The organism is Metapseudomonas phytobenefica (assembly GCF_043392685.1).
Classification (GTDB): domain Bacteria; phylum Pseudomonadota; class Gammaproteobacteria; order Pseudomonadales; family Pseudomonadaceae; genus Metapseudomonas.
On sequence record NZ_JBHZGM010000008.1, the window covers coordinates 20872 to 40513 of the forward strand.

The window sequence follows — 19642 nt, forward strand, 5'->3', positions numbered from 1 at the left end:
GCACAAGGACAGGAATCATGGCTACCAAAGTCCGCAGCCCGCTCGCCGAGCGGTTGGCCGGCGTTGAAGAGATCGAGTGCGTCACCCCCGACCTGAATGGGGTGATGCGGGGCAAGGTGATGACAGGGGAGGGCTTCCTCTCGGGGCGCCGTCTGCAACTGGCGCGGGGCGTGTTGCTGCAATGCATCATGGGCGGTTACCCGCCCGCGCGCTTCTATGGCAGCGACGACGGCGACCTGGCCCTGGTCGCGGAACCGAGTCAGATCCATCGCCTGCCCTGGAGCGAGCGGCCGCGGGCACTGGCCATTTGCGATGCCCAGGAGCTGGATGGCCGTCCGTCCGGGCTGTCGACCCGGGGCCTGCTGCGCAAGGTGGTGGAGCGTTATGCGGCCCACGGCTGGAAGCCCGTGGTGGCCACGGAACTGGAGTTCTTCGTCTTCGCTCCGAATCCCGATCCGACCCAGGCCTTCGTGCCGCCGATCGGCTTGGATGGTCGGCGCGAAGTGGGCTGCTCAGCCTTCAGCGTGTCGTCCAACAATGGACTGAGGCCTTTCTTTGAAGAGGTCTATCGCGCCATGGAGGCTTTCGGCATGCCCCGCGATACCTTCATGCACGAGATGGGCGTCAGCCAGTTCGAGATCAATTTCCTCCATGGCGACCCGCTGTTGCTGGCGGACCAGACCTTCCTGTTCAAGCACCTGCTCAAGGAGATCGCGCTCAAGCACGGCATCCAGGTGGTCTGCATGGCCAAGCCGCTGGCGCACACGCCGGGCAGTTCGATGCACATCCACCAGAGCGTGGTGACCCTCGACGGCGAAGAGAACATCTTCAGCGATGCCAACGGCGAGGCGACTTCGGCCTTCGCCCATTTCATCGGTGGCCAGCAGGCGGCCATGGCGGAGTTCACTGCGCTGTTCGCGCCGAACGTCAACTCCTACCAGCGCCTGTGCCACCCCTATGCATCGCCCAACAACGCCTGCTGGTCCCACGACAACCGTGCGGCGGGCCTGCGCATTCCAGCCAGCACGCCGGTGGCCAGAAGGGTGGAGAACCGCTTGCCTGGCGCCGACGCCAACCCCTACCTGACCATCGCCGCCAGCCTGGCGGCCGGGCTTTACGGCCTGGAACAGCAGTTGCAACCGAGCGGGCCGATCCAGGGCGAATTCGAAGCGCCGGATGATTTGCTGCTGCCCTGTACCCTGCATGCGGCGATCGAACGTCTGAAACGCAGCGATCTGGCGCGTGAACTGTTCGGCAAAGAGTTCATCGACGGCTACATTGCTACGAAGACGATGGAGCTCAGCAGCTTCTTCGATGAGATCACCCCTTGGGAGCGGCGCATCCTCGCCACCCAGGTGTGATCGTCCCAGGGTCGCCTGTCCGGGTGGCCCTCCCTGCACAAGGAGCCGCCTGGAGCGTCGATGCATCGGATCTGGAAGTCGTTTCGCGCACTGTATTTCGCCACCCTGCTCATGCTGATCGGCTCCGGCCTGCTCAGTACCTACCTCGGCTTGCGCCTGGCGGCGGACAAGGTGGATGGGCTCTGGGTCGGCGCCCTGATGGCCGCCAACTATTTCGGCCTGATCCTCGGCGGCAAGCTGGGGCACCGCTTGATCGCCCGGGTCGGGCACATCCGCGCCTATGTGGCGTGTGCCGGGGTGGTGACGGCGGCCGTGCTCGGGCACGGGCTGATCAATTATCTGCCGGCCTGGCTGTTCATGCGGATGCTCGTGGGTCTGGGGATGATGTGCCAGTACATGGTGATCGAGAGCTGGCTCACTGAACAGGCCGACGCGAGCCAGCGCGGGCAGGTGTTTGCGGGCTACATGGTGGCGTCCTACCTGGGCCTGGTGCTGGGCCAGTTGGTGCTGGTACTGCATCCGACGCTCGGTCCGGAGCTGCTGATGCTGGTGGCCATGTGCTTCGCCCTGTGCCTGGTGCCGGTGGCGCTGACCCGCAAGGTGCACCCGGCGCCGCTGCATCCGGCGCCGCTGGAACCGCGCTTCTTCATCAAGCGGGTGCCGCAATCGATGACCACCGTGCTGGTGTCCGGCCTGGTGATCGGTTCCTTCTACGGTCTGGCGCCGCTCTATGCCACCGCCCAAGGCCTGCCGACCGACCAGGTGGGTCTGTTCATGGGGAGCTGCATCCTCGCGGGCCTGCTGGTGCAGTGGCCCCTGGGCTGGCTGTCGGATCGCCACGATCGCGCGGTGCTGATCCGCAGCACCGCCGTCTTGCTCGCCCTGTCGTCCCTGCCGCTGGCAATCATGCCCTCGGCGCCACTGGCGGTGCTGTTCCCGGTGGGCTTCCTGGTCAGCTTGCTGCAGTTCAGCCTCTATCCACTGGCGGTGGCCTTCTCCAACGACCATATCGAGGCGGAGCGCCGTGTGTCGCTGACCGCCATGCTGCTGATCACCTTCGGCGTAGGCGCGAGCATCGGTCCCTTGCTGACTGGCGCCCTGATGAAGCAACTGGGGCCGAACATGCTCTATGCCTTCGTCTGCTTCTGCGCTGCGGTGCTGGTCCTGCGGGTGCGCCCGGCCGCGGTTACCGGTTTGCACAGGGTCGAAGAGGCGCCGCTGCATCACGTACCCACCCCGGACAACATGACCAGTTCGCCCCTGGTGGCTGCCCTGGATCCACGTGTCGACGAACGGGCGGTGCACAACCAGATGCAGAATGGCGATACCCCGCCGCCTGCGCCGCCCACAGACGATAGGCCGGAGCCATCGCAACCCGATAAGTAGTGGCCCAATGCCACAATGTTTTTGCTCAATGATCGACCGATGTGGCTACCCGAGCTTCAAGCCCAAGGCTCGCCTTGGGACTTCAAGGAGGAACTGGTCATGACGTTGAGCATTTCCCTGCATCTGCTGGCCAGCGCCCCGCAGGCCGGCAACCTCCATCCCAGGCTGGTACCTGAGCTGGGGGAGGAGGGGGTGGACCGGTTGCATCGGCAACTGGTGGCACGCGTACTCAACCTTCCGCCGCTGGGCTTCAGTGAGCGAATCTTCTGGATCGAGGATGGGTCGGACGAGGCCCTGGAAGCCCTGGCCGAGGATAACGACTGGATGGTGGTGGGCCAGCCGGTCGGCGACCTGGGGGAGCGAATGCGACGCATCGCTGCCCTGGGCCTCTCCGAGAACGATGCCGTGGTGCTCATCGGCCAGTCTTGCCCGGCGCTGGATGCCGATTACCTGTCAGCTGCCTGCGAGGCGCTCGATCATCATCAGGCGGTGCTGGGGCCGACCGAGGACGGGCGTTACATGTTGCTCGGACTGCGGCGCGTCGATCCACGCCTGTTCGAAGCCATGCCCTGGGGCAGCGACCGGGTCCTGGCCATGACTTGTGAACGCTTGCAGGAGCTGGAGTGGCAGCATGGACTACTGCCGTCGCTCTGGGTGCTGGACAGTCCCGAACACCTGCCTCGCCTGGGGCGAATGGGGTTCAAGCTGGGGGTTGTCTGAACGCGGATGGATGAAACGGCCTGGCCAGGTGCTGTGAGCAGTGGCCTGGCCGGCGTCCGGGTCAGAAGAGTTCGTCCTTCTCGAAGCGTCGCGCTTCGCGTTGCAACTGGTAGACGAAGCGCTCGACGTTGCGCTGCACCAGCCCGCTCATCTTGTGGAAGCGAATGCCGGCGAAGCTCATGCCGAGCTTTTCGTCGTAGCTCAGGTGGCGCAGCTCCGCTGGGGTGGTGATGGGGCCGATGGGCATGCGGGCAGTTAAACGTTCATAGACCTGGCCCGGTTGCAGGCGGCCGCTCAGGTCGCCTTCGAAGCGCAGTTTGCAGCCAGTGGCGGAGATATCCAGCATCACGCCCTTGATCGGTGCCGACAGGCTGTCGCCGTCCAGTTCGACGGGCACCAGCTGGGTTTGCCTGAGGGGCGCGCGGAAGGCGTTGCGGCGCTGGTGATAGGTCACTTCAGCGGGCAGGAGGCACCAGTAGCAGCGATCTCCCTCGAACTCGCCGACCGTGGCCGGCTGCCGGGTTTCCCAGGCGATGCGCACGCCCTCGTGGAAACTTTCCACACGGAAGGTCTCGCCGTTCTTCAGGAAACGTTCGCCGTCGTTCGGGATCATTTCGTCCAGGGCGATCAGGCCGCGATCACGGTCCACTTCTACCAGATAGCTCTGGAATCGCTGGTTGCGGTCGTGGAAGGTGATGATCAGGGGATCGTGGTGCTGCTGCAGCAGACGAAGATTGGCCAGGATTTCGACCGGTGCCTTGAGCACTTTGGGGGGCTGTGGGCCGTTATCTTCGTGGAATGGATTGGACACGGTCCAGGTCTCTCCGAACGCAAAAGCGGGTTACACGAAGAGCGGCGGCATCGTGCCTGTGTCTCCGTGCTTTTCTTCTAATGTTTTGTCAGGCCTGGCTGAGCGGGCGCTGCTGGCCGATTCTAGCGGTCGCACCCCGGCTGTCATAGAGGCTGGGCGTGTCGCCGCCACGCAGGATGCCGAGCATGCTGCCGACCGATGCACGATTGGCGCGGATCAGGCGGCCATTGCGCTCGTTGGCCGCCTTGCAACGTTCGAGCAGCTCGCCCAGTTCGTCGCTGCGCTCGAGCACGTCCTGGCCCTGGGCGAAGCGTTCGGCGAATTGCTGCAGTCCGGCGCGGTCGGCGCTCAGCTGGAGGCTGGCCAGAAGTTGGCTGCGCTGGCGGCCATGCTGGTCGAGTTGGGCGAGCAGGGGCTGCTTGTCGGCAAGCAGCTTCTCCAGGCGGACGAGATCGCGTTCGCCCAGGGCCTGGAATTCTTCGTCCAGCAGCTCAAGCAAACGCTGGGCGTGGCCGATATCGTCGGTGAACAGCTGAAGCAGGTTGGTTTCGTGCATACGCGCTCTGGGGGATCGGGCGTCCAGGTTCCCCAGCGCTGCCCGTGGACTAGCGCTGGGATTCGAAGTTCAGCAGCTTGCTGGCCACACGTTTGCTGTCGACCTGATAGGTGCCGTCGGCAATGGCCTGCTTGAGTTTTTCAACGCGCTCCTTGTCCACCACGGGAAGGTCGCGCAGTTTTTCGCCGGCTTTCTGCAGCATCTGAGCCTCGCTGCTCAGTTGCACGGACTCGCCGCTCTTGGCAGCCGGAGCCTGCTCGCCGGAGTTCTGGGCCGTAGCAGCCTGGCTGCTGGCGACGGTTTCGCTTTTGCTGGTCTGGGTGCTGCCGGTACGCCCCGTGTTGGCGGCGGGGGGGCCGTTATTGAGCCGGTTGAAGTCGATAGCCATGGTGCTGAACCTCGGACGCTGATTGGACGCTTACCGTTTTATCGGCCCTGTCCGGGATAACTTTAGAAAATTCTTTCGCACCGGCCGAGTGTAAGAAATCAGCCCGCTTCGGTGCCAGTGGATTCATGCCTACATGTCTACCTGAACCTGGCCGGGCGCCTTGACGCGGGCCCTGATCACGCGGCCGGAGCTCAGGTTGCGCACCCGGATCTGCTCGCCTGGCGCACCATTTGCCAGGGCCTCTCCCGGCATGTGGACATTGATCGAGGCGCTCGCCGCGCTGATCACCACCTGGTCGCCCTTGCTCACCACTTCGGCCTGCTGCAGGTGCAGCGGCGCCAGTACCTGGTCGGGGAGCAGGGCGCGTGTAGTCTTCTGGCCGATGATCTGCACCGGATCGGTGAGGAAGCCCTGGTTCAGGGTGCCTACGTCGCGTTCGGCGACCGCCACGTCCTGGACGGAGATCGGCGCTCCACGGCGCAGTGGCCGGGTCACCACCACCACCTCACGGTAAAGCCTGACCTGGGCCGGGACGAACACCGTCCACGGGGCGCTGCCATCGCAACGAATCCTTACCGTGACGCGTCCCAGCGGCTGGGCCGGGCTTTCCAGCCTGGTCGTCAAATCCTTGTCGCACTCCGCCAGGCGCAGGCGTGGGTCGAGGCGATTGACCTGGATTTCGCTGCGGCCCTGAATATTGCTCCGCTGCAGATATTCTTCGACGGCGAACTCAAGAAAACCTTCGGCTGTGCCGATAAGTACTTCAGGTGACGTCAGATTCGCACTCGACGCGGGGCTGTAGCCGAGACAGCACAAAGCGGGTAAAACAGCCGCAAGCGATTTGCGGCGTTTTGCCATCAAGTGTCGGAAAAGCGTCGTCATAGTGTTCATGCGAACATAGAAGCAAGGCTCGTGCCGCCTGCCAGGTTGAAGCAGGCGTTCAATGGCTTGTAACAGGAGTCTGGTCATGGCCGGTGTTTTGGATTCGGTTAACCAGCGTACCCAACTGGTCGGGCAGAACCGCCTGGAGCTGCTGCTGTTCCGCCTCGACGGATCGCAGCTCTACGGCATCAACGTGTTCAAGGTGAAGGAGGTGCTGCAATGCCCCCGCCTTACCCTGATGCCCAAGTCCAGCCCGGTGGTACGCGGGGTCGCCAATATCCGTGGGGGTACCATTCCGATTCTCGACCTGTCCATGGCGACCGGGCGCAGAGGCCTGGATGACCTGAAGAACAGTTTCGTCATCATCACGGAATACAACACCAAGGTGCAGGGGTTCCTGGTGCGCTCGGTGGAGCGCATCGTCAACATGAACTGGGAGGAGATCCATCCGCCACCCAAGGGAACCGGTCGCGAGCATTACCTGACGGCGGTAACCCGGGTCGACAAGCAGTTGGTGGAGATCATCGACGTCGAGAAGATCCTCGCCGAAGTGGCGCCAACTTCCGAGGTGGTGTCCGAAGGTGTGGTCGATATCGAGACCCAGAGCAAGGCCATCAGCAAGCGGGTCCTGATCGTCGACGATTCGTCGGTTGCACGAAAGCAGGTGATCCGCTGCCTGGAAACCGTCGGTGTCGAGGTCAAGGCCCTCAACGACGGGCGCCAGGCCTACAACTACCTGCGTGAGATGGTGGAGGAGGGCAAGGCGCCTGAGCAGGAACTGCTGATGGTGGTTTCCGACATCGAGATGCCGGAGATGGATGGCTACACCCTGACGGCGGAAATCCGCAACGATCCGCGCATGCAGAAGTTGCATATCCTCCTGCATACTTCGCTTTCCGGCGTGTTCAACCAGGCAATGGTGAAGAAGGTGGGGGCGGATGACTTCCTCGCCAAGTTCAAGCCCGACGACCTGGCGGCGCGAGTCGTGGAACGCATCAAGGCAACGGACGGGGGCTGATTCGGCCCCCTGGCATGGAAACAGATCGGTGAGGCGCCCTTAGTGTCTTCAGGCAATGTGGAGTTCGAGCAGTTCCGGGTATTCCTGGAAAAGACCTGCGGCATCCTGCTGGGCAGCAACAAGCAGTATCTGGTGTCCAGCCGGCTGAACAAGCTGATGGAGCAGAACGGCATCAAGACCCTGGGTGAGCTTACCCAGCGTATCCAGGGGTTCTCCCGGGGCGGCCTGCGCGAGCAGGTCATCGATGCCATGACCACCAACGAAACCCTGTGGTTCCGCGATACCTATCCCTTCGAGGTGCTCAAGAGCCGGGTTCTCCCCGAGTTGATCAAGGCCAACCCGAACCAGCCCCTGCGCATCTGGTCGGCGGCGAGTTCTTCGGGACAGGAGCCGTTCTCCATTTCGATGGCGATCGACGAGTTCGAGAAGATCAATCTCGGCCAGCTCAAGGCGGGCGTGCGCATCGTCGCAACCGACCTGTCCAGTTCCATGCTGGCTGCCTGCCGCTCCGGCGAATACGACAGCCTGGCCATGGGCCGGGGCCTGTCCCCGGAACGCCTGGCGCGCTACTTCGATCAGAAGGGGCCGGGGCGCTGGGCGGTAAAACCGGCCATTCGCAGCCGGGTGGAATTCCGTCCGCTGAACCTCTTGGACAGCTACGCAGCGCTGGGCAAGTTCGACATCGTGTTCTGCCGCAATGTGCTGATCTACTTCTCCGCGGAAGTGAAGAAGGACATCCTCACCCGCATCCACGCCACCCTGAGGCCGGGCGGCTACCTGTTCCTCGGCGCATCCGAGGCCCTCAACGGCCTGCCCGACCTCTACCAGATGGTCCAGTGCAGCCCGGGGATCATCTACAAGGTGAAATGAACAAGGGAGGCCAGTGGCCTCCCTTTTTTTGCCTTCGCGCGTTACACGAGGGTCAGGGTCACGTTGATGTTGCCCCGCGTGGCATTGGAGTAGGGGCAGACGATATGCGCCTTGTCCACCAGCTCTTTCGCGACCTGTCTGTCCAGGCCGGGCAGGGAAATCTTCAGTTCGACCTCGATGCCGAAGCCGGTGGGCAAGGTGCCGATGCCCACCGCGCCTTCTATATAGCTGTCTTCGCTGAGGGCGATCTTCTCCTTGCCGGCGACGAACTTGAGGGCGCCGAGGAAGCAGGCCGAGTAACCCGCGGCGAACAGCTGCTCGGGGTTGGTGCCGTCGCCGCCCGGTCCGCCCAGTTCCTTCGGCGTGGTCAGCTTCACATCCAGCACGCCGTCCGATGACACGGCGCGGCCTTCACGGCCGCCGTAGGCTTCGGCATGGGCGGTGTACAAGGCTTTCTCGATGGGCATGGCAGGTCTCCGGATTGGTGGCAGAGACAAGCAAGCCTAGCCAATGGAGCGGACCTGCCCAGCACCGTCCGACTGAAAAGGTGGTGTCCGCGCCACCTGTAGGGGCACCCTGGTCGCTCCCTGCCTGGCTATGGGAGAGGGGCTGAAGGCGAAGGGGTCTTGAGATTGACCCGCTTTTGTGGGGGCGATTTCAATCGCCAGGCAGGCCGCAGGTCTGCCCTGCAGGTAGCCGCATTTCCCGTAGGAGATTCTATGTCTACCCCTCCGTATTGGTCGCCAGCAAGGGTGGTCGTGGACCTGGCCAATGAACACGCGCTTCAGGCCGTCAGCCAGTCGATGAACAGGGCGAATAGCTCCGCCTGGGAACCGATCTCCAGCTTGGTGTAGAGGTTCTTGCGGTGCATGCGCACGGTTTCCGGCGATATCTCCAGTACCTTGGCGCTGGATTTCGCCGAGTGTCCGCGCAGCAGCAGGTGGGCGATTTCCCGTTCGCGTTCGGTGAGCCGGTCGCTGCCGAAATTCATGAAGGCTTCGCGGATCTGCCGGTTGAGGCTGGCAGGAGCAGCGCTGCGCAGGGGCGCCGAGCCGTGGCCATCCAGGCTGCGGATCAGGCCGCCGCGGTCGTCGAACTGACGCACCAGTTCGCGCACCAGCGGGTGCGCCGTGCGCAGCAGCGCCAGTTCTTCCTGGCTGAAGCGTGCCCCGCTGCGGCCCTGGTACACGCAGAGGGATACCTTGCGCTGGCCGCCGAGGTCGACGATGAAATGCGCGTCTTCCACCGAGCCGCACTTGAGGTAGTTGGTGCGGTAGTACTCGCTGTTGAAGAAGTCGTCCGGGGCGATTTCCGAGAGGTGGTAGAAGCCTTCGGCCAAGCCGTTCTCCATGGCCAGGCAGAAGGGGTCCAGCAGGTAGCCGCGCGCGTAGTAGCGCTCGATCAGTGCCTCGCGGTACTCGGTGGGGATGCCGCACTGGTAGAGCGGCCGCGGCGCCAGACCCTTGCATTCCAGGCCCAGCAGCACCGACTCGATGGGCACCAGGCTTCGCAGTGCATCGACCAGGTGCGCGCAGAACGAAGGTTCCGCGACGCTGGCCATGGCGCGGGCCAGCCCTGCATGCCAGGCATGCAGGGCGGCGAGGGTGGGGCTGGCGGGTTGGGGCTCGGTCATGCCCGGCAGTCTACTGGCGCCACGAGGCAGCGACCAGACGCCGTCAGTTGCCCGCATAGTCGCCACTTTTCCTGAGGGCTTCGGCGGTTTCGAGGATGGCCTCGCGCAGCGTCTCGACGATCTCGTCCACCTGGGCGTGGGTGATGGTCAGCGGCGGCGACATCACGTTCAGGTGCACGATGGGCCGAACCAGCAGACCGCGTTTCTGCGCCCGCAGATGGATCTGCTCGCCGATGTTCAGCTCATCGGGGAACAGGGCCTTGCTCGCCTTGTCGGCGACGAACTCGACGCAGGCCATCAGCTTCTTGCAGCGCACGCTGCCCACCAGCGGCAGGTCGGCCAGGCTCTGCAGGCGCTCCTCCAGATAGGCACCCACCTCGTCCACATGGGACAGCAGGTTTTCCCGCTGGATGATCTCGATGTTCTTCAGCGCGCTGACGCAGCTCACCGGGTGACCGCTGTAGGTGAATCCGTGGCTGAAGCAGCGGCCCTTGCCCGGTTCGCCGATCACCTTCCAGATGCGCTCGGAGAAGATGCAGGCGCCCAGCGGCAGGTAGCCGGAGGTCAGCCCCTTGGCGGTGGTGATGATGTCCGGCACCACGCCGAATACGTCTTCCGAGGCGAAGAAGGCACCCAGGCGGCCGAAGGAGGTCACCACTTCGTCGGAGATGTACAGCACATCGTGGCGCTGGCAGACCTCCCACATGCGCTTGTGGTAGCCGGCCGGCGGGATGATCACGCCGCCCGAACCCATGATCGGTTCGGCGAAGAAGGCAGCGACGCGGTCCGCCCCCAGGGTGAGGATCTTGTCCTCGAACTCGTTGACCAGGAACTCCAGGAACTGCGCTTCGTCCATGCCCGCTGGCGCGCGATAGGGATTGGGGCAGGAAATGTGGTGGATGCGGTCCTTGAGGAAGTCGAACTCCACCGGGCGGTCCGCCGCCTTGCCGCCGAGCGACATGGTGAGGAAGGTGGAGCCGTGGTAGGCGTTGATGCGGGTGATGACGTGCTTCTTCTCCGGCCTCCCGCGGCAGTTCTGGTAGTACTGCACCAAACGGTAGGCGGTGTCCACGGCGGTGGAGCCGCCGGTGGTGAGGAACACGTGGTCGAGGTCGCCGGGGGCCAGTTCGGCCAGCTTCTCGCAGAGTTCGATGGCCCTGGTGTTGGCCATGTCGCAGAACGGATTGGAGTAGGCCAGCTGGCGAACCTGGTCGGCGATGGCCTCGGCCATTTCCTCGCGGCCCAGGCCGATGTTGGTGCACCACATGCCGCCCACGGCGTCCAGGTAGCGGTTGCCGGCCGTGTCATAGATGTAGGCGCCACTGCCTGCGGCAATGTTCAGTGCGCCGTTTTCCCGGTGGTCGTCGAAGACGTGGTAGCCGTGCATGTAGTGCGCCTTGTCGGCGGCCACCAGGCGCTCATTGTCGAACTGGGCGAAGAAGTCGGCGTTCGGGGTCTTCATGGTCGTGCTCTCGGATGCTGGGCAGTTCAATTCATTTGCCGGTCTTGACCGCATTCCAGGTGCGGGTGATCAGGCGCATGGCCTTCTGCGGCTGGGTCTTCTGGGTGAAGAGGCGGGCGCGGGTGGCGTCGTCGGGGTAGATCGCCGGATCGTTGCGCACCTCGGCGGAAATCAGCGGCATGGCGGCCAGGTTGCTGTTGGCGTAGCGGATGTAGTCGGTGACCTGGGCGATCACCCTGGGCTGCAGCATGAATTCGATGAACTTGTGGGCGTTCTCCACGTGCGGCGCGTCCTTGGGGATGTAGAAGTCATCGAACCAGATCAGCTAGCCCTCCCGGGGAATGAAGTAGTCCAGCTTCACCTTGGCGCCGGCCTCGGTGGCGCGGGCCTGGGCGGTGGCGTAGTCGCCGGACCAGGTCATGGCGATGCACTGCTCGCCGTTGGCCAGGCCGTTGAGGTAGCTCATGGAGTCGAACTTGCGGATGTAGGGGCGCACCTTCAGCAGCAGGTCCTGGGCGGCCTTGAGATCTTCGGGGGCCGCGCTGTTCGGGTCGCGGCCGAGGTAGGCCAGGGCCAGTGGCAGCACATCGGTGGGCGAATCGATCAGGGTCACGCCGCAGTCGGCGAAGCGCGATACCACTTCGGGATCGAACACCATCGCCAGGGAGCCGATGGGCGCGTCGGGCATACGCGCCTTGATCATGTCGACGTTGTAGGTGATGCCGTTGCTGCCCCAGGTATAGGGTGCCGAGTAGGTCACGCCCGGATCGTAGTGCTCCAGGCTGGCCAGCACCTGCGGGTCCAGGTTGCCCCAGCTGGGCAGGCGGCTCTTGTCCAGCGGCTGGAAGACTCCGGCTTTCAGCAGCGGCGGCACCAGGGCGGCGTTCATGACCACCAGGTCGTAGCCGGAGCGGCCCGGCAGCAACTTGCCCTGGACCGTCTCGTAGGAATCGAAGGTGTCGTAGATCACCCTGATCCCGGTGGCCTTCTGGAAATCGGCGAGGGTGTTTTCGCCGATGTAGTCCGACCAGTTGTACAGGCGCAGGGTGTTGCCGTCGTCCGCCGGGCTCAGGGCCGGCAAGAGGGTGAGCGTCGCGCCGAGTGCTGCAGCCAGGGTCTTGCGCATGTCGGTTCCACCTCTTGTGTCGTTATTGGGTCACCTGTGGTTACTCTGGGCGCCGGATGGCCATCGGGCCATAACCCGAACGGGTAGGTTGGGGCACCGGTATCCTGTACAGTCGTTCAGAACCCGAATCACTGCAGGAGCTTTTCGGTATGACGACCCAGGATGTGCGCTACTCCCGTCTGGACCCTGAGTTGCGCAAGGCCCACCTGATCGAAGCGACTCTCACCTGCCTCAAGCTCCATGGCTTCAAGGGGGCGTCGATCCGCAAGATCTGCGCCGAAGCCGGCGTCTCGGTGGGGCTGATCAACCACCACTATGCGAGCAAGGACGAACTGGTGGCCGAGGCTTACCTGGCCGTCACCGGGCGGGTGATGAAGCTGTTGCGCGATGCCATAGACGCGGCACCGCCCGCCCCGCGAGCGCGGCTGTCGGCGTTTTTCCAGGCTTCCTTCTGCGCCGAACTGCTGGACCCGCAGTTGCTGGATGCCTGGCTGGCCTTCTGGGGCGCGGTGAAGACCGCCCAGGCCATCAACCAGGCCCACGATCATTCCTATGGCGAGTACCGCGCGATCCTCACCAAGGTGCTCAACGAACTGGCGCGGGAGGAGGGCTGGCAGGGTTTCGATGCGGAACTGGCCGCCATCAGCCTGAGTGCATTGCTCGACGGACTCTGGCTCGAGTCCGGGCTGAATCCCCACACTTTCACCCCCGAGCAGGGCGTGCAGATCTGCGAAGCCTGGGTGGACGGCCTGCAGGCCGGCGGCGTGCAACGCTTCCTGCGTCCCGTCGGAGGCTGTTGATCGCCTGTTCAACCGACGATAACCTCCTGCCACTCCAACAATAAGAGCGCCCCGCCAGCGTGCGGAGGCAGAGGGCACTTGCAATGGCTCCCAGTGTGCTGATCGTCGACGACGATCCGCTGATTCGTGAACTGCTCCAGTCCTACCTGGCCCAGGAGGGGTACCAAGTGCGTTGTGCCAGCACGGCGGAACAGGCCGAGGCCTGCCTGGCGGAAAGCCCGGTCGAGCTGGTCATGCTCGATATCCGCCTGCCCGGAAAGGATGGCCTGACCCTGACCCGCGAGCTGCGCGTGCGTTCCGAGGTCGGCATCATCCTCATCACCGGCCGCAACGATGAAGTCGACCGCATCGTCGGCCTTGAATGCGGTGCCGACGATTACGTCGTCAAACCCCTGAACCCCCGCGAACTGGTCTCCCGGGCGAAGAACCTGGTGCGCCGGGTGCGCCATGCACAACAGCCGGCCGCGCCCGCCGGCAGCCAGCTCAAGCGCTTCGCCGGCTGGACGCTGGACAGCGACCGGCGCCGCCTGATCGACCAGAACGGCAGTGAAACCCTGCTTACCCACGGCGAGTTCCAGCTGCTCAGCGTCTTCCTCCGCAATACCGGGCACACCCTGAGCCGTGACCAGTTGATGGACCAGATCCGCAACCGCGAGTGGCTGCCCAACGACCGCTCCATCGACGTTCTGGTGGGACGCCTGCGCCGCAAACTCTGCGACGACCCGGCCGAGCCACAGCTGATCATCACCATCCACGGTGCTGGCTACCTGTTCACCGCCACCGCGAGCTCCGTCTGAGCCCATGCTGCGTGTCTGGCTGCTGTTGTCGCTGTTGCTGGGCTCCACGGCCCTGGCCGCGCAGCCGGTGCGCTACTGCGACCATCCGGTGTATCCGCCCATTTCCTGGAGCGACGGCAAGCACATGCGTGGCCTCGCGCCGCGGGTGGTGAGTGCGGTCATGGCGAGCCTCGGCCAGGAGCTCGAGCTGGTCACCCTGGACAACTGGAAGCGCTGCCTGCTGGACGCCGCCGAAGGGCGCGTGGATGTGGTGCTGGCCTATCGCACCCAGCCTCGCCAGGACTTCCTGCAGTTCGCCTCCGTACCGGTGCTGCGCGAGGAGGTGGCGATCTTCTACAACCGCCGGCGGCCACTGAAGGTCGATGTGCTGGAGGACCTGACCCGTTATCGCGGCGGCCTGCTCTTCGGCGAGAGCTATGGCGAGGCCTTCGACCAGAAAATCGTCCGTGCCGGCAATATCGAATGGGTGTCCGACAGCCGCCAGAATTTCGGCAAACTGATCCGTGGCCGCATCGACTTCGTCCCCCATGAGCGCCGCACCGGTCTCCTGTTCGTCGAGTACCTGCCAGGCGGTGACGATATCCGCAGCCTGCCGACCACCCTTGCGGTGGATTACCTGCACCTGGCGGTATCGCGCCAATCCCCCCTGGCCGCGCGAATGGATGAAATCGATCGGGCGCTGCAAACCCTGACCGATTCCGGCCAGATCGAACGCTGGCTCGATGAGAGCGAAGCCACCTACCGCGACATGGTGGTTCAGCCGGAGCCGCAGCCGTGAGCCGGCGCGAACCCAGCAGCGGACTGCTGCGCAGGCTGCTGCTGTTCATCCTGCTGTTCAGCCTGTGTTTCACCCTGGTGGCGAGCGCCGTGCAGCTGCACCTCGAATATCGCCGGGAGATGCGCGAGATCGAAGGGCGCCTGGCGCTGATCCGGGATGGCTACCTGGCCAGCTTCGAACGCAGCCTCTGGGATCTGAACCAGGTGCAGTTGAAGATGCAGATGCGCGGCCTGGCGGACTTTCCGGATATCGCCCAGGTGCGCCTGACCAGTGCCGACTTCAACTTGCAGGAGGGGGCCCGCGAGCCCGCCGGCCCGCTCCGTCGCGAACGCTTTCAACTGGCCTACCAGCCGCCCGGTGGCGAGCTGCGCCAGCTTGGCGAACTGGAAGTGGCGATCGATCTCGGCGCCATCTACCGGCGTCTCTACGCAACCGGTCTCACCAGCCTGTTGTGGATGGGCGTGTTCCTCTGCGGCCTGGCGGTGGCGCTGTCCTGGCTGTTCCACCGCCTGGTCACCCGCCATCTGCTGGTCATGGCCGACTTCACCCGGCGTATCGGCGCGGGCGACTGGCACGAAGCGCTGCGTCTGGATCGCCGGAGCGGGCGCGGCGCCGACGAGATCGATACGGTCGCCCAGGCCCTGGATGACATGCGCCGGGCCATCCTCGACGACATCCAGCGCCGCGAAGACGATCGCGCAGTCCTCCAGGACCTGGTGGAACGACGTACTGCCAGCCTGCAACGGGCCAAGGAGGACGCCGAGGCGGCCAACCTCGCCAAGTCGCGCTTCCTCGCCACCATGAGCCACGAGATCCGCACCCCGCTCAATGGCATCCTCGGCATGGCCGAACTGCTGCGCGGGGCATCGCTCAACGAGCGCGACGGCCAGCGCTTGGAAGCCCTGCACAAGGCCGCCGAGGGCTTGCTGGCGATCCTCAACGAGGTGCTCTACTTCGCCCGCCTGGAAGAGGGGGAGAGCCGGCCGGAGCGGGTCGACTTCTCCCTGCCGGCGCTGCTGGACCAGGTGCTGACCCTGCTAGAGCCAAGGGCCAGCGCCAACGGCACCATTCTGCGTTCGCGCATCGATCCCCAGGTGCAGGGGCGATGCCACGGCGCCGAGCAGTTCCTGCGCCAGGTGCTGAGCAACCTGCTGGCCAATGCGGTGAAATTCACCGAGGACGGCGAGATCCTGGTGGAGGTGCAGCTGCTGGAGGCGCGGGACGCGGCACAGCGTCTGCGCATCAGCGTCACCGACGACGGCATCGGCATCGCCCCGCAGATGCAGGCGAAGATCTTCGAACGCTTCACCCAGGCCAGCGAGGCCGTGGCCCAGCGCTATGGCGGTACCGGCCTGGGGCTGGCCATCAGCAAGCGCCTGGTGGAGCTGATGGGCGGGAGCATCGGCGTCGAGAGCGTGGAAGGCGAGGGCAGTCGCTTCTGGTTCGAACTGGAGCTGGGCATTGCGCAGAACCGCTCCACCGACGTTGTTGCCCCTGCGCTGGAGCAGCCGCTGGACGTGCTGGTGGTGGAGGATGTGGCGCTCAACCGCGAAGTGGTCAGAGGGCTGCTGGAGCGCGACGGCCACCGCGTTACCCTGGTCGAAGAGGCCGCTCCGGTCCTGGCGCTGTGCCGGCAGCAGCGATTCGACCTGATCCTGCTCGACCTGCACCTGCCGGACATGCCCGGCACCGAACTGTGCCGGCTGATTCGTGCCGATACCCAGGGCGCCAACTGCGACAGCCGCATCCTGGCCTTCACCGCAAGCCTGCAGCCGGCGCTGGTGCGCAGCTGCATGGACGCCGGCATGGATGGTGCCCTGGCCAAGCCGCTGAAGCTCGATGACCTGCGTCGCGCCCTGGCCGGGCAGGCCGTCATGCCGGCGCAATCGGGCGATGCCGAACTGCTGGACGGAAAACTGCTGGACACCCATCGCGGCCTGCTCGGCGAGCAGAAGCTCCAGGGACTCCTGCAATTGCTGCGGCGCATGCTCGACGAGCACCGCCACGGCCTGCTGGAAGCGCTGGCGGTAGAGGATTTCGCCGAGGCCGGACATCTCGCCCATCGCCTGGCGGGCAGCAGCGAATCCCTTGGTTTGCGGGGCCTGGCCGCCTGCCTGAGGGAACTGGAAGTCGCCGCCCAGGGCTGCGATGCCGCCGCCTTGCGCAGCCTGCAGCCGCGTCTGGAAGAACTGCTGGCGCGTTCTGCCCACGCGCTGGACGGGCTGCTGCAACCCGCTGGCTGAAATCGAACAATTTCCTTACGACTTTTTACAACTTCGATCCGGGCATACAACGGCGTCTTACAAGTCCTCCCAATAATCGGGCACGAACCGCATTCGTGCGGCCCTCGTGGCCTATTGGAGACAAGAATAATGACCCACCAAGCCCACCTGCATTGCCGCCTCCATTCGGAGGTCCGTCATGTCTGAACAACGCATCCAGCTCACCCGCGCGCTGAAGAGCCGCCATATCTTCATGCTGTCTCTGGGCGGCGTGATCGGTACCGGCCTGTTCATGGGCTCCGGCTTCACCATCAACCAGGGCGGTCCGGCTGGCGCCGTGCTGGCCTATCTGGTCGCCGGCATGCTGATGTACCTGGTGATGGTGTGCCTGGGCGAGCTGTCCGTGCAGATGCCGGTTTCCGGCTCCTTCCAGGCCCACGCCACCCGCTATGTCGGCCCCGCCACGGGGTTCATGGTGGGCTGGGTCTACTGGTTGAGCTGGGCCACCACTGTCGGCCTGGAGTTCACTGCCGCCGGCATGCTGATGGACCGCTGGTTCCCCGATGTGCCCGTCTGGTACTGGTCGGCACTGTTCGTGGCACTGCTGTTCGGCATCAACTCCCTGAGCACCCGCGCCTTCGGCGAGGCCGAGTACTGGTTCTCCGGAATCAAGGTGGCGGCCATCCTCGGCTTCATCGTGGTCGGGCTCCTGGCCATCTTTGGCGCGCTGCCGCTGGCCAGTGGCGAGCCGGCGCCGATGTTCTCCAACCTGATCGGTGACAGCCTGTTCCCCAATGGCATCTCCGCCGTGTTCGCCGTGATGATGACGGTGGTCTATGCCTTCCAGGGCTGCGAAATCATGGGGGTCGCCGCCGGCGAAACCGACGAGCCGGAGAAGAGCATCCCCCGCGCCGTGCGCAACGTGGTGTTCCGCGTGCTGATCTTCTACGTGCTGGCCATCATCGTGCTGTCGGCCATCGTGCCCTGGCAGCAGGCGGGTCTGATGGAGAGCCCCTTCGTCCAGGTCTTCGACATGGTGGGCATTCCCTTCGCCGCCGACCTGATGAACTTCGTCATTCTTACCGCCATCCTCTCGGTGGGTAACTCCGGTCTCTATGCGTGCACCCGCATCCTCTGGGCCATGTCCAAGACCGGCATGGCGCCGCAGGGGCTGGCACGGCTGAACAAGCGTGGCGTGCCGGTCTATGCGCTGTGCATCACGCTGTGCTTCGCGCTGCTTTCACTGCTGACCAGCGTCGTCGCCGCCGACACCCTGTTCGTGGTCCTGACCGCTATCAGCGGCCTGGCTGGCACCGTGACTTGGATCGTCATCGCCCTGGCCCAGTACCGCTTCCGCCGCGAGCACTACAAGGCCGGCGGCAGCGTGCGGGACCTCAAGTACGCCGCACCGTTGTTCCCGCTGATCCCGGTGGCGTGCATCCTGCTGTGCGTGTCGCTGCTGGTCTTCCTCGCCCTGGATCCGACCCAGCGCCCGTCGCTCTACTGGGGCTTCGGCTTCATTGCGCTCTGCTACGGCGGTTACTACTTCCTGCAGTTCAAGCGTCAACGCGAGGCGATTGCCGCTCCGGCGGTGTGATCGCGTAGCGCCCGGCCTCAGGTACATCCAACGTCCTTCTCCCCAGGGAGAAGGCCGTTGGCGTTTCGCGGGGCAGGACGCGGGGCTGATTGGCCTTCCGTTTCGTGTAGGAGCCAGCTTGCTGGCGAAACGGGTCCATTCGCCGGCAAGCCGGCTCCTACGGGCAATGCAGCCGCTTGCAGCACTTGATGCAACGGCAGCCAATCCATTCGCACCTGCAGGCTTGGGGCACGGAGAGGGCCCGTTCCGACTTGTTCGAAGATGTAACAGCCCGCCTTATCCATCCCCGATCTATGAATAAAAAACCAATAAAAACAAATGGATAGGTGTTGTCTGCGACGTTACATACCCCAAATGGGCAGGATTGCCGCCTTGCTGAACACTCGTTTAGGATCGCTGCAGATTCTTCCTCACAGCAATACAACAAGACGAGGGTTCCCATGACCACCTTGCTCAGCCAGGTCGATGACGGCGTCGCCCGCATCACCCTGAACCGTCCCCAGCAGCGCAATGCGCTGGACATCCCCACCCTGAAAGGTCTGCTCGAATTGCTCGATGCCCACGAGGCGGATTCTGCTGTGCGCGTGGTCGTCCTGAGTGGTGAGGGGCGCAGCTTCTGTGCCGGCGCGGACCTCGCCGAGTGGGCCGAAGCCGAGGCTCGGGGTGAGCTGGAAACTTACGGCTGGACCGAAACCGCCCATGCCCTGATGAGCCGCCTGCACGGCCTGGCCAAGCCCACCATCGCCGCTGTCAACGGCACGGCGGTCGGCGCGGGCATGGACCTGGCGCTGTGCTGCGACTTCCGCATCGCGGCCGCTTCCGCGCGTTTCAAGGCCGGCTACACCGGCATGGCCTATTCCCCCGACGCTGGCGCCAGCTGGCACCTGCCGCGCCTGATCGGCGCCGAGCAGGCCAAGCGCCTGCTGTTCCTCGATGAACTCTGGGGCGCCGAGCGGGCGCTATCCGTTGGCCTGGTGGGCGAGGTGTGCGCCGACGAGCAACTGCAGGCAGTCGCCGGTGAACTGGCTGCGCGCCTGGCCGCTGGTCCGACCTTCGCGTTCGCCCAGACCAAGGCGCTGATCCAGGGCGGCGCCAATCGCAGCCTGGCCGAGCAACTGGCTGCGGAACAGGCCGCCGGACTGCTCTGCGGACGCAGTGCAGATGCCGCCGAGGCTCTGCGCGCGGTTGCCGAAAAACGTTCTCCCCAATTCAAAGGCCGCTGATAGCGGGCAGGT

General features: G+C 64.6%; 18 protein-coding genes and 1 pseudogene. 11 read left to right on the forward strand and 8 right to left on the reverse strand.

Annotated features, from left to right (window positions below):
* Positions 1-17: 17 nt before the first annotated feature.
* The 3 genes from ACFW0B_RS09045 to ACFW0B_RS09055 all read left to right on the forward strand — a co-directional run bounded on the left by ACFW0B_RS09045 (position 18) and on the right by ACFW0B_RS09055 (position 3467).
* Entirely contained in the window at positions 18-1361 is a 1344-nt protein-coding gene (locus ACFW0B_RS09045; protein WP_459251694.1) for a glutamine synthetase family protein, read from the forward strand.
* Positions 1362-1421: 60 nt separating this feature from the next.
* Positions 1422-2747: an MFS transporter gene (locus ACFW0B_RS09050; protein ID WP_449147578.1), complete on the forward strand. Its 1326-nt coding sequence runs from the start codon at positions 1422-1424 to the stop codon at positions 2745-2747.
* A 99-nt stretch (positions 2748-2846) separates the two neighbouring features.
* Positions 2847-3467, forward strand: a complete 621-nt coding sequence (locus ACFW0B_RS09055; RefSeq protein WP_449147579.1) for a TIGR04282 family arsenosugar biosynthesis glycosyltransferase — start codon at positions 2847-2849, stop codon at positions 3465-3467.
* 61 nt (positions 3468-3528) lie between these two features.
* Here the strand turns inward: ACFW0B_RS09055 and ACFW0B_RS09060 are convergent, their stop codons facing one another.
* The 4 genes from ACFW0B_RS09060 to flgA all read right to left on the reverse strand — a co-directional run bounded on the left by ACFW0B_RS09060 (position 3529) and on the right by flgA (position 6080).
* Positions 3529-4278, reverse strand: a complete 750-nt coding sequence (locus tag ACFW0B_RS09060; protein ID WP_449147580.1) for a flagellar brake protein — start codon at positions 4276-4278, stop codon at positions 3529-3531.
* Between the two features lie 88 nt (positions 4279-4366).
* Positions 4367-4834, reverse strand: a complete 468-nt coding sequence (locus ACFW0B_RS09065; protein WP_449147581.1) for a flagella synthesis protein FlgN — start codon at positions 4832-4834, stop codon at positions 4367-4369.
* Positions 4835-4883: 49 nt separating this feature from the next.
* Positions 4884-5222 (reverse strand): flagellar biosynthesis anti-sigma factor FlgM, encoded by a 339-nt coding sequence (gene flgM / locus ACFW0B_RS09070; RefSeq protein WP_449147582.1) that lies wholly within the window; start codon positions 5220-5222, stop codon positions 4884-4886.
* Between the two features lie 129 nt (positions 5223-5351).
* Positions 5352-6080, reverse strand: a complete 729-nt coding sequence (gene flgA / locus ACFW0B_RS09075) for a flagellar basal body P-ring formation chaperone FlgA (RefSeq protein ID WP_449147719.1) — start codon at positions 6078-6080, stop codon at positions 5352-5354.
* 109 nt (positions 6081-6189) lie between these two features.
* Between flgA and ACFW0B_RS09080 the strand changes: the two genes are divergently transcribed.
* A complete protein-coding gene (locus ACFW0B_RS09080) occupies positions 6190-7122 on the forward strand; it encodes a chemotaxis protein CheV (protein ID WP_449147583.1) in 933 nt (310 codons plus the stop codon).
* Between the two features lie 42 nt (positions 7123-7164).
* Complete coding sequence (gene cheR / locus ACFW0B_RS09085; RefSeq protein ID WP_449147584.1) at positions 7165-7992, forward strand: protein-glutamate O-methyltransferase CheR; 828 nt, start codon at positions 7165-7167, stop codon at positions 7990-7992.
* 41 nt (positions 7993-8033) lie between these two features.
* Here cheR and ACFW0B_RS09090 read toward each other — a convergent pair whose 3' ends face one another.
* The 4 genes and pseudogenes from ACFW0B_RS09090 to ACFW0B_RS09105 all read right to left on the reverse strand — a co-directional run bounded on the left by ACFW0B_RS09090 (position 8034) and on the right by ACFW0B_RS09105 (position 12213).
* Positions 8034-8459, reverse strand: a complete 426-nt coding sequence (locus ACFW0B_RS09090; protein WP_449147585.1) for an organic hydroperoxide resistance protein — start codon at positions 8457-8459, stop codon at positions 8034-8036.
* A gap of 317 nt (positions 8460-8776) precedes the next feature.
* A complete protein-coding gene (locus ACFW0B_RS09095; protein ID WP_449147586.1) occupies positions 8777-9625 on the reverse strand; it encodes a helix-turn-helix transcriptional regulator in 849 nt (282 codons plus the stop codon).
* 43 nt (positions 9626-9668) lie between these two features.
* Positions 9669-11087: an aminotransferase gene (locus ACFW0B_RS09100; RefSeq protein WP_449147587.1), complete on the reverse strand. Its 1419-nt coding sequence runs from the start codon at positions 11085-11087 to the stop codon at positions 9669-9671.
* A gap of 31 nt (positions 11088-11118) precedes the next feature.
* Positions 11119-12213 (reverse strand): annotated as a pseudogene (locus ACFW0B_RS09105) (polyamine ABC transporter substrate-binding protein).
* 149 nt (positions 12214-12362) lie between these two features.
* Here ACFW0B_RS09105 and ACFW0B_RS09110 point away from each other — a divergent pair.
* The 6 genes from ACFW0B_RS09110 (at position 12363) to ACFW0B_RS09135 (ending at position 19630) form a co-directional block, all read left to right on the forward strand.
* Positions 12363-13013 carry a TetR family transcriptional regulator C-terminal domain-containing protein gene (locus ACFW0B_RS09110; protein WP_449147588.1) on the forward strand — a complete coding sequence of 217 codons (651 nt, stop codon included), beginning with the start codon at positions 12363-12365 and terminating at the stop codon, positions 13011-13013.
* Positions 13014-13096: 83 nt separating this feature from the next.
* A complete protein-coding gene (locus ACFW0B_RS09115) occupies positions 13097-13810 on the forward strand; it encodes a response regulator (RefSeq protein WP_449147589.1) in 714 nt (237 codons plus the stop codon).
* A 4-nt stretch (positions 13811-13814) separates the two neighbouring features.
* Positions 13815-14588: a substrate-binding periplasmic protein gene (locus ACFW0B_RS09120; protein ID WP_449147590.1), complete on the forward strand. Its 774-nt coding sequence runs from the start codon at positions 13815-13817 to the stop codon at positions 14586-14588.
* Positions 14585-16831, forward strand: coding sequence for an ATP-binding protein (locus ACFW0B_RS09125; RefSeq protein WP_449147591.1), 2247 nt, complete (start codon positions 14585-14587; stop codon positions 16829-16831). Before ACFW0B_RS09120 ends, ACFW0B_RS09125 begins: the two co-directional genes overlap by 4 nt.
* A gap of 178 nt (positions 16832-17009) precedes the next feature.
* Positions 17010-18407: an amino acid permease gene (locus ACFW0B_RS09130; protein WP_449147592.1), complete on the forward strand. Its 1398-nt coding sequence runs from the start codon at positions 17010-17012 to the stop codon at positions 18405-18407.
* A 440-nt stretch (positions 18408-18847) separates the two neighbouring features.
* Positions 18848-19630, forward strand: a complete 783-nt coding sequence (locus ACFW0B_RS09135) for an enoyl-CoA hydratase/isomerase family protein (protein ID WP_449147593.1) — start codon at positions 18848-18850, stop codon at positions 19628-19630.
* Positions 19631-19642: the final 12 nt, after the last annotated feature.

Excerpts from the sequence above, each read along its gene's own strand:
- ACFW0B_RS09045 (WP_459251694.1), top strand. The coding sequence starts at position 18 with ATGGCTACCAAAGTCCGCAGCCCGCTCGCCGAGCGGTTGGCCGGCGTT.
- ACFW0B_RS09050 (WP_449147578.1), top strand. The coding sequence starts at position 1,422 with ATGCATCGGATCTGGAAGTCGTTTCGCGCACTGTATTTCGCCACCCTG.
- ACFW0B_RS09055 (WP_449147579.1), top strand. The coding sequence starts at position 2,847 with ATGACGTTGAGCATTTCCCTGCATCTGCTGGCCAGCGCCCCGCAGGCC.
- ACFW0B_RS09065 (WP_449147581.1), bottom strand. The coding sequence starts at position 4,834 with ATGCACGAAACCAACCTGCTTCAGCTGTTCACCGACGATATCGGCCAC.
- flgM (WP_449147582.1), bottom strand. The coding sequence starts at position 5,222 with ATGGCTATCGACTTCAACCGGCTCAATAACGGCCCCCCCGCCGCCAAC.
- flgA (WP_449147719.1), bottom strand. The coding sequence starts at position 6,080 with ATGGCAAAACGCCGCAAATCGCTTGCGGCTGTTTTACCCGCTTTGTGC.
- ACFW0B_RS09080 (WP_449147583.1), top strand. The coding sequence starts at position 6,190 with ATGGCCGGTGTTTTGGATTCGGTTAACCAGCGTACCCAACTGGTCGGG.
- ACFW0B_RS09090 (WP_449147585.1), bottom strand. The coding sequence starts at position 8,459 with ATGCCCATCGAGAAAGCCTTGTACACCGCCCATGCCGAAGCCTACGGC.
- ACFW0B_RS09095 (WP_449147586.1), bottom strand. The coding sequence starts at position 9,625 with ATGACCGAGCCCCAACCCGCCAGCCCCACCCTCGCCGCCCTGCATGCC.
- ACFW0B_RS09100 (WP_449147587.1), bottom strand. The coding sequence starts at position 11,087 with ATGAAGACCCCGAACGCCGACTTCTTCGCCCAGTTCGACAATGAGCGC.
- ACFW0B_RS09110 (WP_449147588.1), top strand. The coding sequence starts at position 12,363 with ATGACGACCCAGGATGTGCGCTACTCCCGTCTGGACCCTGAGTTGCGC.
- ACFW0B_RS09115 (WP_449147589.1), top strand. The coding sequence starts at position 13,097 with ATGGCTCCCAGTGTGCTGATCGTCGACGACGATCCGCTGATTCGTGAA.
- ACFW0B_RS09120 (WP_449147590.1), top strand. The coding sequence starts at position 13,815 with ATGCTGCGTGTCTGGCTGCTGTTGTCGCTGTTGCTGGGCTCCACGGCC.
- ACFW0B_RS09130 (WP_449147592.1), top strand. The coding sequence starts at position 17,010 with ATGTCTGAACAACGCATCCAGCTCACCCGCGCGCTGAAGAGCCGCCAT.
- ACFW0B_RS09135 (WP_449147593.1), top strand. The coding sequence starts at position 18,848 with ATGACCACCTTGCTCAGCCAGGTCGATGACGGCGTCGCCCGCATCACC.